This window comes from Rahnella aceris (assembly GCF_011684115.1).
Classification (GTDB): Bacteria; Pseudomonadota; Gammaproteobacteria; order Enterobacterales; family Enterobacteriaceae; genus Rahnella; species Rahnella aceris.
In genome coordinates this window covers 2,064,506-2,077,426 of record NZ_JAADJV010000001.1, presented here as the reverse complement: position 1 = coordinate 2,077,426, position 12,921 = coordinate 2,064,506, and the positions used below count along the sequence as shown (strand labels likewise).

Below are 12,921 nucleotides of genomic sequence, written 5' to 3'. Positions count from 1 at the left end.
CTTCAAAAATTCTTCTGCAAAATCCCTGTAAAATCTTCTGCAAACCCAGACTGAAAACGCCTGATTTAAATAGTCAGAACCACAAACCTTTCCTGCAGTCTTTGTCCGTGAAAACATGAGAGCTATTTGATTAATAATTTGGGCGATGATCCTGATAAATAATGAGAACAGCGTTATTAAGCTTTACATCGTCTTAAAAATATAAAATAGGAATACATGAGATTGTGAAAGGGCGTTTTCTCACATAGATTTAAAAAGTGTCATTCACCTCAAGGAACAACCATCATGTTTAAGCGTCGCACACTCCAGATTGCTCTGGCGGCGGTTATTTCTCTGACAGTGCTGTCAGCGCCCGTTTTTGCTAATCCCGGGAATGGGAATAGTAATGGTAACGGCAATAGCAACGGTAATAGCAATGGCAATAGCAATGGCAACGGCAACGGCCACGCCAATAAAGGTCAGGGAAATGGTAAATCATCTGAGCACTCCGGGAATCGCAAAAATTATGGTAAGCCAGACCATGTCTCGTCAGATATAAGCTTCTCACGTGCCCGTTCACTCGCAGTTAACTATGGATTAACCGGATATCAGGCTCTACCACCAGGAATCGCAAAAAATTTAATGCGTGGCAAACCATTGCCTCCGGGCATTGCCAGGAAAGCTGTTCCGGCCTCAATGCTGAACGAGTTGCCGTATTATCCTGGTTATGAATGGCGAGCTGTGGGGGATGATTTAGTTCTCATTGCCCTGAGTACTGCAATTGTCACTACGATTATCAATGGCGTATTTGATTAAAAATGACATAGCATTCTTTTAAGCCTCGCATTAGCGAGGCTTTTTATTTGAACTAATATGAAGATGACGATTAATGGTATCCCGAAAAAGGTCGCTGCTCAGGAATAACCAGAAACTTATTTCATCAGGGGATTCTGCGGCCCTGATGCTGTTTATTTAGCGGTCGCGACCTGCTGTTTTTTAGCTTGTGCTGCGAGATGATGCCCAATAGCGCATCCTGCCACCGCGCCGAGAACAGCGTGATGTTTCAGATGACCGACTATACCCCCCGCCACAGCCCCTTTGAGACATCCTTCTGCCTGAGCAAATGAACTCACTAACATCATGCTGAAAATGGCTGCACTCAACATCGTTTTTTTCAACTGAATTCTCCCAAATGAACACATAGTGCTGTGGCAGAAAATGTCATAACAGCCCCGGTTTGTCATTTTGCTATCTGTAAGCAGGTACTGCTGCTGTTACTTCTCAGATAAGAGAAACTGGTTGCCGACGGCCATGAGTGGCTTATCCCGGTTACATCTGCCGAGGCAGTTAACGGCTCATTGACCAAAGGTTTACTTTATATATAGAAGGCGAGGGACTGCACTTTTTTTAAGTCTGCTAAACTTATATTCAGTAACCGGCGGAGGTCTGCTTTCTCCGCTGTCTCCGGTTATTTTCCACCCGTGAAGAAGGATGCTGCTATGACGCATCAAGAGCAATTGCAGGCCCTGATGGTTCGCATTGACGCGCTGGAACAACGTGAAAGACAACTGACTTATGCTTCAAATGCTTATCAGGCGATTTTAACAACATTACTGGGAATACTGGATAAACCAACCCGTGACCGGGTGATCAGCATGGTCGATCAGGCTCATGATGTGGCATATGCCAGAGCTAATCTGGAGCAGAAAGGGAATATTCTGGGCGCTGATGATATCACCCAGCGCATTTTCTTATTTGCGCAGGGACGTGCGGCACAATCTAAGTAGCGACTGACGGATCATTGATAAGTAACTCGTTGCCTGAAAAGGCTGCGAGGTTTTGTTGTGTCGCACAATCAGCAACGCCGGTCGGCTTTGAGCATATTAATCGCTGCACCCAGCATAATACGGCGCTGGACCCCCGTCGCGCAGGCCAGTTGCTCGTCGAGATAATTAATCAGCGCATCGGCACTCAGAGGTTCTCCTCTGTGGCGCATCTTAATGACACCATCACCGATAATACGCGCGACTTCATCCCAGAGCGGTTGGATCTCACTTTCCGAGAATTTCATAACGGCTCCCGTTTGTGTGATTTACGTACAATCTATCATCTGGGCGGCGCGTGGCAAGTGGGTTAGAGGAAGAAGGGCGGTGCGTAGCATTTGAAAAGCCTCTCCTCAGGCAGTCACGCCGCAAGGAGAGGAAGGCAGCTTAATGCTTAATTACATACAAATCTTTGGTATAAATGTAATTGAGCAGGCTGTCGTTGAAACCACCCACATACGGTTTGACCAGACGGGCGCTGACGTAGTGATACAAAGGAATGACCGGCGACTGCTCGGTTAACACCTGTTCCGCCTGCTGATAGGCTTTGCCCACATCCGCTTTGTCCGTGGCTTTTAACGCATCATCCAGTGCCTTATCGTAGGCGGCATTGCTGAATTTTGGCGTGTTCTCGCTGTTACCCGTGCGCAGGGTATTCAGAAAAGTGGACGGCTCGTTATAGTCTGCAATCCACGCATAACGCACCACTTCATATGTGCCCTGATGCATGGTATCCAGCATGGTTTTCCATTCCTGATTCTGTAAAACAGCATCGACGCCCAGATTCTTTTTCCACATTGATGCGGCGGCAATCGCAATGCGCTGATGCGCTTCAGAAGTGTTATACAGCAGGTTGAATTTCAGCGGATGGTTCGGACCGAAACCTGCTTCTGTCAGCAACTTTTTAGCTTCTTCGTTACGCTGTTCCTGTGTCAGGCTGGCCTCTTTAGGTTTGGCGAAAGTAAAACCGCCGGTGTTATCCGGAGAAAGATGCCAGGCTGGCGTTTGTCCCTGACCCATGACTCTATCGGCAATGATTGACTTATCAATCGCCAGATTCAGCGCTTTACGCACGCGAACATCGTTAAACGGTGGCTTCTGCGTGTTCATTGCATAGTAATAAACGGCCAGATAAGGGCTGACATGGACTTGCGAACCCAGCTCTTTTTTCAGCGATGCAAACAGCGGGGAAGGGACGGTATAAGTAATGTCGATTTCACCGGCTTTATAGCGGTTAACGTCCGCAGTCCCCGAAGCGATCGGTAAATAAGTGACTTTGTTGATGACAGTATGTGCGTTATCCCAGTAGTTCGGGTTACGGACAGCCGTGATGCGTTCGTTAACCGTCCATGTATCAAGCTTAAACGGACCGCTGCTGATCAGATTGCCTGGCTGAGTCCACTTATCGCCGTATTTCTCCACATCTGCCTGACTGATCGGGGAGAGAGAAGGGTGTGCCAGCATACCAAGGAAATAGGAAAGCGGTTGATCCAGGGTAATTTCCAGCGTCTGCTTATCCAGCGCTTTGATGCCCAGTTGCTCAGCAGGCTTTTTGCCGTTGATGATGTCGCCGGCGTTCATTACATGCATACTGCTAAGATAGGTTTCATAAGGTGAAGCCGTTTTCGGGTCTATAAGGCGTTGCCAGCTGAAAATGACATCCTGCGCGGTGATGGGCGAACCATCAGACCAGACGATTCCAGGGCGCAGATGGAAAACCCAGGTTTTGTTATCTTTAGTTTCCCAGCTCTCCGCCAGAGAAGGTTGCGCATTGCCTTTGTTATCTACCGTGACCAGTCCGGCAAAAAGATCGCTGAGGATATTGAATTCAACGTCGCTCTCCACTTTGTGCGGATCAAGTGACGCGGGTTCGCTACCGTTGTTGCGGACAATTTCCTGTTTGGCTGCCAGTTCAACACCTGCGGGAACGGTCGCAGCGTAGGTAGCAAAAGAAGCCATGAAAGAGCCGGAGAAAAGGAGTGCGAGAGGAAGTTTTTTGAAGCACCCATAAGTTTTACGTATCGTCATTGCCATTTCCTGCCCTGTCAATATGGTTAAATATCAATGAGTAACAGGGTATTCATACCGTTCTTCGAACACTTTGGCAATCGTTATGGCATTTTTTGTCGCGCTGTGTGAATGCTGACACAAATGTTCAGTAGTCAGCGTTCTCATGTGCAGGGATCCAGTAGCCGTCGATAAAATCTTCGATTGGGTAACAGCCAGCCTGGCGTAAACCTTGCTGATGCATCGCGACCATGCATTGTTTCTGAGTATTAAAGGCATCAACGACTAAGTCTTCACATCCTCCGCCCAGATAACAAATAGTCAAAACAAGTGCGAACATAGCGCATCTCCATTTTTGTCATCCTGTTAAGCATAGAACCATTATGCCCCTGGCAACATCCGACGCGGTGCGTTTGCTGCTTATTTGTCCGTCTTTATCGGACGAAAAAATGTGAAGTGGCAGAAAAGAGAATTTCAGGAAAGGGCGTGATATCCTCGCGGCCATAATTTTTATGAATGACCATTATGGAAGGAGCAGCTCATGTCTGAGTCTTTGAACAGAGAACAGGAAATCGAATCCGATCTGGTTGCATGCCAGCTGGTAATTAAACAAATTCTGGATGTGATTGAAATTATTGCGCCAGCAGAAGTGCGCGAGAAGATGTCTCATCAGTTGAAAAGCATTGATTTCAGCAAGCATCCTGCCGGTGCAGATCCTGTGACGAAGCGCGCTATCGAGAAAGCAATCTCACTGATCGAGCTGAAATTTACCAGGCACGACAGCTGATAAATAATTGTCATGCCTGCATCCGCGGGCATGACAATAATGTAGTGCGGTAAAATATTTGTTTTATTTGTTGTCGACCACTTCATCCACCCGCTTGAAAATCGGGCAGTTTGCAACACCGATGACGCCACTGTCAGAGTGAATATATTGCGAACTTACAATTCCTCTGGCGGTTAAGTACTGGCATTTCAGTCCCAGTCCTGCGGCATTCTCACTGCTGCCTACCGTCACGCCATAACCCGAAAAAAGAAAAATCGCGTAAATGACGGCCAGCAGGATAACGGTTTTAATTATTCCCATTCTGTAACTCCCTAAACATCTCGTCCTGAACGATTCAGGATATTGATAAGTATAGTAGAAGTTATTTTTCAGAAAATGTCACTGCAGCAGAATCCTAATCAGCAAAGTCGTGAAGATGCCAAAAAAATTGGCCCCTGAAAAGGGGCCAAAAAATTACTGAAGAGTGTTATTCAGACCGGCAAGTTACCAGCGGTATTTCATACCCAGGTTTGCTGCCCAAGGCTGGTCAACATCGCTGCCGCCAAGGTAGTTAGCCCCTGCGTAAACGGTGAAGTTTTTGCTCATGTCGAACTGACCGCCTAAACCAACGCGGACAGCAGAACCATCAACGCCGTTGTCGATACGGTCGCCATTGATGTTTGCATCGTTGTTAGCATCTTCATACACATACGCCAGTGTGCCGTACGGGCTAATTGCCTGATCTGCACCCAGGTCGAAGGTATAACCCAGATTACCACCCAGCTCATAACGCATGCTGTCATAAGCCTGATCGCTGACATGCATGTTGTTGCTCATGCTGTAATCGTCATCGCCGATAAACACGCCAGTAATGCTTGCGTATGGTGTCAAATAAGCCTGAGGAGCGAATTTCCAGTCATAACCCAGTTTCAGACCAAAGCCCCATGCATCAGTCGAGTTATCACCTGATACTTGCTGACCGTTGCTCATGGTGCTTTCTGTTGAGTTGCTGAAGTGGCTGTAGCTCAGAGAAGTATCGAAGAATGCGCCATTATTGAAGTCCAGGCTTGAGTAAACGCGTGCTGACTGGCTGTCAGTATCCGCATCGGCATCATCCATAGACAGGCTGGATTTTGCGAAACTTGCCGCCATACCGACCAGCCACTGGCGTTCACCGCCACCTTCGGTCACTTTATCCAAACCCACCATGATGCCATTAACGTCCTGATCGTAATCAATCACGCCGTTGTCACCGTTTTGCTGACCGCCGAAGTAGTTAACCCACACACCGCCTTTATCATTGCCCTGGGTGTGACGCGAACTATTCATGCGGTTTTCTAAGGTGTCTTGTTCCATATGCCATGTTGCCGCATTGGAAGAAGGCAGGCTCAGGGCCGCATTTGCAGTAGAGGTAATGCCTTGTTTTGCCAGCACGACAGTATCGCCGTACTGCTCAGCCTGATATTTATAAGCACCCAGATCAGCGGTGTTAGCATGGTTAAAGGTCGCATTGCCGCCGTAGATGCGGATCAGCTCTTTATTCTGATAATCAGCAACCTGGCCTTCACCTGTCGCGTTATCGATGCGTACCTGATAATTACCGTTGGTCACGCCATTAACGGCCAGATGACCGTCTGAGTTAATGCCGATAGTGCCCTGATCATAAACATAGTCAGCGGCAGTTTTGTCGCGTGCGTTGTTCAAATCAGAGTTGAGAACATATTCACGGCTACCGATATCGAAAGTACCGTTATCGGTCAGAACCATGTTATGTGTATCAACCTGACCTAAACCTAAGTTCAGCTCAGAACCGCTGCCCACAATGATGGTGTTGGCGTAGAGAGACGCAGTTTCTTCGGTCAATGATGCCTGGCTGCCTGAGTTCAGGTTCAACACATCGGTTTTAACGCCGCCGTGCGCGGCAATTTTCAGGGTTGATGCATTGGTGAGGGAGATGTGATCTGCCAGCAGGGCAGATTCAACAACATTCACCTGAGACCGGTTGTTAACAGTCAGATCGTCAATGTTGGATGATTTGGTGGTGTCCCACTCGGAACCGTTGTTTAGCGCGACATTAAACAATCCGCTTTGATAAACGTCATCGCCAACCAGATAGCCATTGGTACTGCTGAAGACAGAGTAAGGCCAGATGCTGTTGGTGCTGCGGTTATAGAGGGCTGAATCCATCTGAACATTTGAGATAGCTGCGCCAACCCATTTGCTGCCATTATCCAGCGTCAGATTCAGTTCGTCTGTATCATCCCAGCCATTGGTATCCAGCACGCCATCCGCATTGCTGTCATGACCGCCGACGTAATAGTTCTCGTCGAAGGTGCTGACAAAAGCGACGTCACCGGTAATGGTTGAATTATTGAATACGGCATGGGTTTTCATTGCGTTATCTGCGGTGGCACTGGCAACAACAGATAACGCGATATCGTCAGCCTGAGTACCGGCAGCGCTGATATTACCGTAATCGCTTGGCTTATCAGACTGGCCGTAGAAACCGCTGGTCTGCAATTCTGTATAAGAACCTGAAGTCAGCACGGAATCATTAACTGTCAGGGTATTATCAAAAGTATTGCCATTATTTACGTCAGTATCAACCCATTCGTAGCCTTGCGTCAGCGCAATGCCCGCGACGTGAGAGTTATTTTTAATAACGATGTCACTTTCCTGATCCAATGTCACCGCAACGCCCTTGTCAAAGGTGTTCAGGGTTTCATGATCCCGAACGTTGTTAGCATCAGTAACGTCGTAATCGAAGTGTTCGTAAGTATCGTTAATGGTGGAGTTATCAATAGTCAGCTGCAAAGGTGACTGATCATATTCATTACGGGTTGTACCGCAATCGCTCGTCATGCACTCAGAAGTGATCATGCCGTTGACAGTAGTATTGGTGATATTCAGCGTGTTGCTGTTATTGCTATCAAAACCGAGATAATGAGTGGAAATAACGCCGTTAACCACAGCGTTATTGATTGAAGAGTAGATGTCTCCGCCAACGTAACCGTTATCTGCGCCGTCGTTATCCACATATCCACGATAGCCGATATGACCCGCCAGAGTGGAGTCATGATAGAACGTATCGTATACGGTGCCAGAAATATCAGCTGATATTGCGGCAGGTGCTGTTACTGCAACAGCGCAGGCCAGCGCTATTTTAGAAACGAAGAACTTTTTATTCCATGCATGCATTTATTAATCCCTCAACAAAAAATAGTCAGCATGAATCAGCTGAAATTAATTCAGCCACTATGCTTTCATTTATATAACCGAAGAGACAGAAGAACTGTTCGACGGCGGGAGTAATATTATTGGATTTATTTGGCAACCATAATGAAAGTAATTTCTTTAACGGTTTCTGAATAATAATTATAAAGTCATTATATAATTTTACTGCTATTAGGCTTGTGTTCTTCCGGCCTTGTGGATATAACGCAAGGCGTAATCCCGCTTATCTTGTCAGCACCCGAAACAGGAGTCAGGTTTCTGTCATGAGCCTTGCGAGAATTAATGCATTATTTCACGTTCTGTTCCTTTCTTAATAAATAGGGTTATGGTTTTTATTAAAATGTCTATTTTATAGAAATTATTGTATGAGAGTTATCAGAAATGCAGCGGAGTAAACATTACTTTGCTTGACCAGGATCAAACAAGCGTTACCTGCTATTTATAGATAAAGTTTATACATTTTATTGTTTGATTTACGTAGGTGATTATTACACGTTGTATCACGTGTAAAAGCCGTACTTTCGTTATATCGTTGTTTAGGATATTCGTCGTACTATGTCCTTCTGTTCAGTCAAATGCCGGACGTCGCCTTTGAGCCCTGATAGACGCTTTTTAAACCAAAAGAGACCTGCCATTAAATTGAAAAAGCCTGTTTTCAATGTCCGAAGGATCATTACGTTCGTTCTTTTTCTGCTCATCTGCATCGGCCTGTATCTGCTGGCGTTAAACAGTTACTGTGATCAGGGGGGCAACTTTGATCTGGGCGTATGTGCCATCACCTCATTCATTCCTTTTTAGCGGATGCCTGCCTGAATGACTTTTTGCTCAATGCTTGCGCTGATTGCGGGGGAGTAAGAAAACCCTGTTTTTTTGCGAATAGCTTCCCTGGCCTGTCGGGGATGGTAAGATGAACGCTCTGAACATTCAGTGGTAGGGTAGTCAATGTTTGATTTCGCAATGGGCCAAAACAGCCTGGCCTCATTGGTGCTGTGTGCACTTTCAGCACTGTTATTTCTGTTGGTATGGTTTTTCGTTAGCCGTGCCAGTGTCAGGGCAAATGAACAGATTGCTCTGTTACAGGAGATCGCTGAGCAGCAACGCCAGCAGACCGAATTACTTAAAATTCTGGCTGCACAGGCAAAGGGCAATGTGTCTTCTGTTGAGGCAGACGATGACTCTGCGCTCAGCCTGCGTGGTTTTATTCCTGAAAGATAATGTTGTTTTGTTAACCCGCCTTCCGGCGGGTTTTTCGTTGATACGCGGCGTGCATATCTTTCCTTCTCTTCCTCTCTGATCTTCCTTCATAAAACTGTCTTATTCCTCCGGTAGTCTCCACGCATGTGCCCTGCAGGATGGAATAACTGATGATCAAATGGTCTGAAGAAAACGACAGTGAAGTGAACCACAACATAGCCTTACTGACCGGAGAGGAACCTGAGAAGTGGTATCCCTATGGCGGAATGAAAGGCAAAGATTATTGCAACAACCCCTCCGATGCGTGGCCGATCATTTGCGCCAACAAAATCAGCATTAATTTTAAAGAGTTGCAAAGCAATCCTCTCTGGCTTGCTGAAATCAGCAGTCCTCAAGGCCAATGGCAGGCGCAAAGCAAACGTCCCCTTCGTGCCGCTATGGTATGTTTCCTGCTTAGTAAGACTTGCGTATAAACAAAAGCGCAGAGATACTCAGATAGTGACAAAGTTTTGCAAAGAAGTGATTCGAATAAGCGTCGCATAAAGCGATGCGTATCAAGTGATTAATGTTTCCTCATTTTGACAGTTGTGTCTAAGGCGGAGTCCATTATGAAGCGCATCATTAAAGGTGATAAAACTCTCTCCCATCTGGTGGTTGCTCATGCAGCTATCGACAGTCATGAAAAAGCCTACGGCAAACGCCGGCAGGGCTGGCCTTCCACCTATCTCATCAAATATAAAGATGCGCGTGTTGCGGTCGAAGTTGTGACCCGCAGACAATCCTATGTTGCCACCCTCATGATCGGTGCCAGAAATCTCACCAAACTTTGTGGTATGCCTGCCTGATAATCGGGAAGTATTCCTGTAACTTCAAACCGTGCCGGAGATATCCGCCACGGTTTTTCGTTATACAGGCTTTCTCATCAGATAACGCTGCCGGAGGTTACCCCGCTGAAAAGGCCGTTTCATAACAGATAGCATCAGTGCGATGACATCGAGGATCAACAGCAATGTTCCGGTGATGGCTAACGCCGTCAGCCCCAGCAGGGCGAGAAGGAAAATCTTTACTGAGGTCGGAACGGTCATCCGGCGAAAGCGGGAACGCAGCCATAAACGTCCATATTGTGCCTGGATCTGCATAATATGGGTCAGCCTTGACGCAAAGGTTTTGCGGTCTTTTGTTGTGTTCCTGGTCATAAATAATCTCCTTTTTGAACATCATCAGTTAAACATGAAGTTATTAAGATTTTCTTAACCCCACGTAGTGGCTGAACTGCCACATAATTTTTCACTTTCGATCTGTAGTGCGCTCAATAAGTATGCTAATTAATCTGCCTCATGGTTTTACGCTGCCGCCGATAAAATAGTGATCTCATGGAGCCTTATGTCAGGTAAAAATCCCTTTTACGACCCGTCAAAAACACATCACACACCGGATGGTTTTACCAATGCCGAACCCCATGACCGGCAGGAGGGTGATCTCAAGCGCTGGAGGAAAGAGCGCAAGGAACTTCGCCTGCCTGCGCCTCCGGCGAAAGGTTACGAACATTTTGTCAGCCAGTGGTGGCAGGCTGCCGACTTCAGCGGGTCTGATGATCGTTTATGGTTTTTAGGACATGCCTGTTTATTGCTGCGTGTTGCCGGGCGCTATATCCTGATGGATCCTGCATTGTCTCATCGTGCTTCGCCATTCAGTTTCTACGGGCCTGAGCGAAAAACGCCGGTTGCTGTTACGGTAGAAGAACTTCCACCGATTGATGTTGTTCTGTTATCCCACAATCATTATGACCATCTCGACAGCGCGACGGTCCGCAAGCTATTGCGACGTTTCCCGGAAGTGCAATTTATGGTGCCTTTGGGCATAAAGCGTTGGCTGGAGCGGCGCGGGGCACGATACATCGAGGAACTCGACTGGTGGGATGAGCAGCAGTTTGGTGAGCTGAAGTTTTCAGCTGTGCCGGCGCGCCACTGGAGTATGCGGACATTATGGGATCGAAACCGGTCTCTCTGGTGTGGATGGGTGGTCAGCCATCCCGGTTTGCGGTTCTTTTTTTCCGGCGACAGCGGGTACAGCAATCAGTTTGAAATAATTGGACAACGTCTGGGACCTTTCGATTTAGCCGCAATTCCTGTCGGCGCCTATGCACCAAGATGGTTCATGCGTGCGCAACATATGGACCCGCAACAGGCAGTGGCTGTGTTTACTGAGCTGTGTTGTAAAAAGGCGGTTCCCATTCATTGGGGGGTTTTTGAATTAGCCGATGAATCACTGGATCAGCCACTGATTGAATTAGCGGAAGCCATAAGTCAAAGTGAATCGCCTGAAATGGAATTTAAACCATTAAAAATTGGCGCAAGCATTTCTAAAGATTGAATATCATTTCCACCGGTATTGGGAATATATAAGTAGCTACTTCACCTATGAAATGAGAAGTATTATCAGTTGGGTGACATTTTTTATAACACTTACACTTCGTGTGTGTTATGTGAATGTTAATTATTAGGTCAGATAGATTAATTACCTGCTCAATTCATCTTTATCAAAACAGAATGTTTTTTGTAAGCGCGGAGAGACTTCTTTTTGTCAGAAAAAATGGATTTTTTTGTTGCTAAACAGGGCATTGAACTGCGCTTCGCCTGCCTGCAACGCAGGCGGGTTGTCTGTCAGACTATCGTGGTTGGCTTCTGGCAGGTAATGAGACGATTTTAGCGTGATCTGAGTATGAATAGAAAGCTGATATGGGATTTTGATCACGGTAATTAATATTAGTTTTTCATATGGATATTTAGTATTTGAATAAGGCGGCCGGGAGTATAGGCAAACTGTTATGTTGTTTTAACCAACTCGCAAACTTTAATTCATTATATTGTCAAAATCACCACGATAAAAAATAGTCATTACCGGGTGTCGTAATTTGGAATTCATTTTGCCTGAAGCCGGTTGGGTTTGGGCTATTATCAGGCAGGAAGTACAGGCGCACAGTTAAGGTGCATTTATTGATTTTCACTGTTTGTTTTGCACCATTTTATCCGTCTATGGCGTAATTGATTATTGCATAACCAGTCATATTGGGAGGCACTGACGTTGTGCATATACCCGTTCTGTTGCACAAGTGCCGCAAACGCCGTGTGATGCGCTGTCACCGGACCTGATCTCACGCTGTAAGGCCTGTAAAGCGGTGCCGAATGGGCACAGAAGCGGAGAGTTTTAGCTGGCTCCCGCAATAAAAATTCAAATAAAGGTGTGTTTTACGCTTACGGTTCTGCATTAAATGATCAATAATCGAAACAGGTCGTTATTGTTTTGTTTGATATGCAGGTAAAACTGCAAAGCAGAAAAAAGCATGTCTATCAACATATTTCAGCTTAACTGAACACGAAGTGCCTTTAACCGGCTCAAATATGTGCGACATGTCCATCACTGATTAAAAATGGCTTGCCATCGAATTCAGAGTATGTGATAACGCATCTGGGTAAAACGAGGTACAGTTCTGTATATGTGTGGCATTTTCAGTATAGAAGTTCTGAGTAAAGACGTTCACGTTGAATACCGCTTCTCTGCCGATTCTAATCTTAGTGCCTCAAGCAGTAACGACTCTAGTTTGTCTATGTAACGCCGCTGGGCGGTTTAAACAATCCAAAGGAAATACTCAAGATGGCAAAGATCAAAGGTCAAGTTAAGTGGTTCAACGAGTCTAAAGGTTTCGGTTTCATTACTCCTGCTGACGGCAGCAAAGATGTGTTCGTACACTTCTCTGCAATCCAGGGTAACGGCTTCAAAACTCTGGCTGAAGGCCAGAACGTAGAGTTCGAAATCCAAGACGGCCAGAAAGGCCCGTCAGCAGTTAACGTAACTGCAATCTAAGCAGCGTTAGCTGTAAAAAAACCCGCCAAGGCGGGTTTTTTTGTGTCAGCCGTT

Annotated in this window: 17 protein-coding genes; 10 read left to right on the top strand and 7 right to left on the bottom strand. The window is 46.3% G+C overall.

All coding sequences use genetic code 11. The features are described from left to right. Positions 1-285: 285 nt before the first annotated feature. On the top strand, positions 286-795 hold the full coding sequence (locus GW591_RS09405) for an anti-virulence regulator CigR family protein (protein WP_013576209.1): 510 nt from the start codon (positions 286-288) through the stop codon (positions 793-795). A 152-nt stretch (positions 796-947) separates the two neighbouring features. Here the strand turns inward: GW591_RS09405 and GW591_RS09400 are convergent, their stop codons facing one another. Further along, positions 948-1,145 carry a hypothetical protein gene (locus tag GW591_RS09400; RefSeq protein ID WP_225444919.1) on the bottom strand — a complete coding sequence of 66 codons (198 nt, stop codon included), beginning with the start codon at positions 1,143-1,145 and terminating at the stop codon, positions 948-950. Positions 1,146-1,478: 333 nt separating this feature from the next. Between GW591_RS09400 and GW591_RS09395 the strand changes: the two genes are divergently transcribed. Further along, a complete protein-coding gene (locus GW591_RS09395) occupies positions 1,479-1,766 on the top strand; it encodes a hypothetical protein (protein ID WP_013576208.1) in 288 nt (95 codons plus the stop codon). 68 nt (positions 1,767-1,834) lie between these two features. Here GW591_RS09395 and GW591_RS09390 read toward each other — a convergent pair whose 3' ends face one another. From GW591_RS09390 to GW591_RS09380, 3 genes are all read right to left on the bottom strand, one after another. Next, on the bottom strand, positions 1,835-2,050 hold the full coding sequence (locus GW591_RS09390; protein ID WP_013576207.1) for a hypothetical protein: 216 nt from the start codon (positions 2,048-2,050) through the stop codon (positions 1,835-1,837). Positions 2,051-2,189: 139 nt separating this feature from the next. After that, positions 2,190-3,830 (bottom strand): ABC transporter substrate-binding protein, encoded by a 1,641-nt coding sequence (locus GW591_RS09385; protein ID WP_013576206.1) that lies wholly within the window; start codon positions 3,828-3,830, stop codon positions 2,190-2,192. A 127-nt stretch (positions 3,831-3,957) separates the two neighbouring features. After that, positions 3,958-4,149 (bottom strand): YdfD/YebW family protein, encoded by a 192-nt coding sequence (locus GW591_RS09380; protein ID WP_013576205.1) that lies wholly within the window; start codon positions 4,147-4,149, stop codon positions 3,958-3,960. A 201-nt stretch (positions 4,150-4,350) separates the two neighbouring features. Between GW591_RS09380 and GW591_RS09375 the strand changes: the two genes are divergently transcribed. Then, a complete protein-coding gene (locus tag GW591_RS09375; protein WP_013576204.1) occupies positions 4,351-4,596 on the top strand; it encodes a DUF2766 family protein in 246 nt (81 codons plus the stop codon). A gap of 63 nt (positions 4,597-4,659) precedes the next feature. On the opposite strand, the gene GW591_RS09370 is transcribed toward GW591_RS09375, so the two are convergent. Then, the gene (locus tag GW591_RS09370) at positions 4,660-4,896 is read right to left on the bottom strand and encodes a YobH family protein (protein ID WP_013576203.1); all 237 of its coding nucleotides are present in this window, start codon (positions 4,894-4,896) and stop codon (positions 4,660-4,662) included. Positions 4,897-5,079: 183 nt separating this feature from the next. Beyond that, positions 5,080-7,773 (bottom strand): autotransporter outer membrane beta-barrel domain-containing protein, encoded by a 2,694-nt coding sequence (locus GW591_RS09365; RefSeq protein ID WP_013576202.1) that lies wholly within the window; start codon positions 7,771-7,773, stop codon positions 5,080-5,082. A 705-nt stretch (positions 7,774-8,478) separates the two neighbouring features. On the opposite strand from GW591_RS09365, the gene mgrB reads away from it, so the two are divergent. The 4 genes from mgrB to GW591_RS09345 all read left to right on the top strand — a co-directional run bounded on the left by mgrB (position 8,479) and on the right by GW591_RS09345 (position 9,848). Beyond that, positions 8,479-8,607 (top strand): PhoP/PhoQ regulator MgrB, encoded by a 129-nt coding sequence (gene mgrB / locus GW591_RS24280; RefSeq protein ID WP_437127735.1) that lies wholly within the window; start codon positions 8,479-8,481, stop codon positions 8,605-8,607. Positions 8,608-8,751: 144 nt separating this feature from the next. Then, entirely contained in the window at positions 8,752-9,024 is a 273-nt protein-coding gene (locus GW591_RS09355; protein WP_013576201.1) for a YebO family protein, read from the top strand. 149 nt (positions 9,025-9,173) lie between these two features. Further along, positions 9,174-9,476, top strand: coding sequence for a phage protein NinX family protein (locus GW591_RS09350; RefSeq protein ID WP_013576200.1), 303 nt, complete (start codon positions 9,174-9,176; stop codon positions 9,474-9,476). A 135-nt stretch (positions 9,477-9,611) separates the two neighbouring features. After that, positions 9,612-9,848, top strand: a complete 237-nt coding sequence (locus GW591_RS09345; protein WP_013576199.1) for a DUF4060 family protein — start codon at positions 9,612-9,614, stop codon at positions 9,846-9,848. Between the two features lie 60 nt (positions 9,849-9,908). Here GW591_RS09345 and GW591_RS09340 read toward each other — a convergent pair whose 3' ends face one another. Further along, on the bottom strand, positions 9,909-10,199 hold the full coding sequence (locus tag GW591_RS09340; protein ID WP_013576198.1) for a hypothetical protein: 291 nt from the start codon (positions 10,197-10,199) through the stop codon (positions 9,909-9,911). A gap of 187 nt (positions 10,200-10,386) precedes the next feature. On the opposite strand from GW591_RS09340, the gene GW591_RS09335 reads away from it, so the two are divergent. From GW591_RS09335 to cspE, 3 genes are all read left to right on the top strand, one after another. Next, on the top strand, positions 10,387-11,376 hold the full coding sequence (locus GW591_RS09335) for an MBL fold metallo-hydrolase (RefSeq protein WP_013576197.1): 990 nt from the start codon (positions 10,387-10,389) through the stop codon (positions 11,374-11,376). A gap of 1,123 nt (positions 11,377-12,499) precedes the next feature. Continuing rightward, positions 12,500-12,616 carry a DUF2627 domain-containing protein gene (locus GW591_RS09330; RefSeq protein WP_071823629.1) on the top strand — a complete coding sequence of 39 codons (117 nt, stop codon included), beginning with the start codon at positions 12,500-12,502 and terminating at the stop codon, positions 12,614-12,616. A gap of 41 nt (positions 12,617-12,657) precedes the next feature. Then, positions 12,658-12,867 (top strand): transcription antiterminator/RNA stability regulator CspE, encoded by a 210-nt coding sequence (cspE, locus tag GW591_RS09325; RefSeq protein WP_002221949.1) that lies wholly within the window; start codon positions 12,658-12,660, stop codon positions 12,865-12,867. Positions 12,868-12,921: the final 54 nt, after the last annotated feature.

Coding starts and splice junctions, on each gene's coding strand:
- GW591_RS09405 (WP_013576209.1), top strand. CDS start 286: ATGTTTAAGCGTCGCACACTCCAGATTGCTCTGGCGGCGGTTATTTCT.
- GW591_RS09400 (WP_225444919.1), bottom strand. CDS start 1,145: ATGTTGAGTGCAGCCATTTTCAGCATGATGTTAGTGAGTTCATTTGCT.
- GW591_RS09395 (WP_013576208.1), top strand. CDS start 1,479: ATGACGCATCAAGAGCAATTGCAGGCCCTGATGGTTCGCATTGACGCG.
- GW591_RS09390 (WP_013576207.1), bottom strand. CDS start 2,050: ATGAAATTCTCGGAAAGTGAGATCCAACCGCTCTGGGATGAAGTCGCG.
- GW591_RS09385 (WP_013576206.1), bottom strand. CDS start 3,830: ATGACGATACGTAAAACTTATGGGTGCTTCAAAAAACTTCCTCTCGCA.
- GW591_RS09380 (WP_013576205.1), bottom strand. CDS start 4,149: ATGTTCGCACTTGTTTTGACTATTTGTTATCTGGGCGGAGGATGTGAA.
- GW591_RS09375 (WP_013576204.1), top strand. CDS start 4,351: ATGTCTGAGTCTTTGAACAGAGAACAGGAAATCGAATCCGATCTGGTT.
- GW591_RS09370 (WP_013576203.1), bottom strand. CDS start 4,896: ATGGGAATAATTAAAACCGTTATCCTGCTGGCCGTCATTTACGCGATT.
- GW591_RS09365 (WP_013576202.1), bottom strand. CDS start 7,773: ATGCATGCATGGAATAAAAAGTTCTTCGTTTCTAAAATAGCGCTGGCC.
- GW591_RS09355 (WP_013576201.1), top strand. CDS start 8,752: ATGTTTGATTTCGCAATGGGCCAAAACAGCCTGGCCTCATTGGTGCTG.
- GW591_RS09350 (WP_013576200.1), top strand. CDS start 9,174: ATGATCAAATGGTCTGAAGAAAACGACAGTGAAGTGAACCACAACATA.
- GW591_RS09345 (WP_013576199.1), top strand. CDS start 9,612: ATGAAGCGCATCATTAAAGGTGATAAAACTCTCTCCCATCTGGTGGTT.
- GW591_RS09340 (WP_013576198.1), bottom strand. CDS start 10,199: ATGACCAGGAACACAACAAAAGACCGCAAAACCTTTGCGTCAAGGCTG.
- GW591_RS09335 (WP_013576197.1), top strand. CDS start 10,387: ATGTCAGGTAAAAATCCCTTTTACGACCCGTCAAAAACACATCACACA.
- GW591_RS09330 (WP_071823629.1), top strand. CDS start 12,500: ATGTGTGGCATTTTCAGTATAGAAGTTCTGAGTAAAGACGTTCACGTT.
- cspE (WP_002221949.1), top strand. CDS start 12,658: ATGGCAAAGATCAAAGGTCAAGTTAAGTGGTTCAACGAGTCTAAAGGT.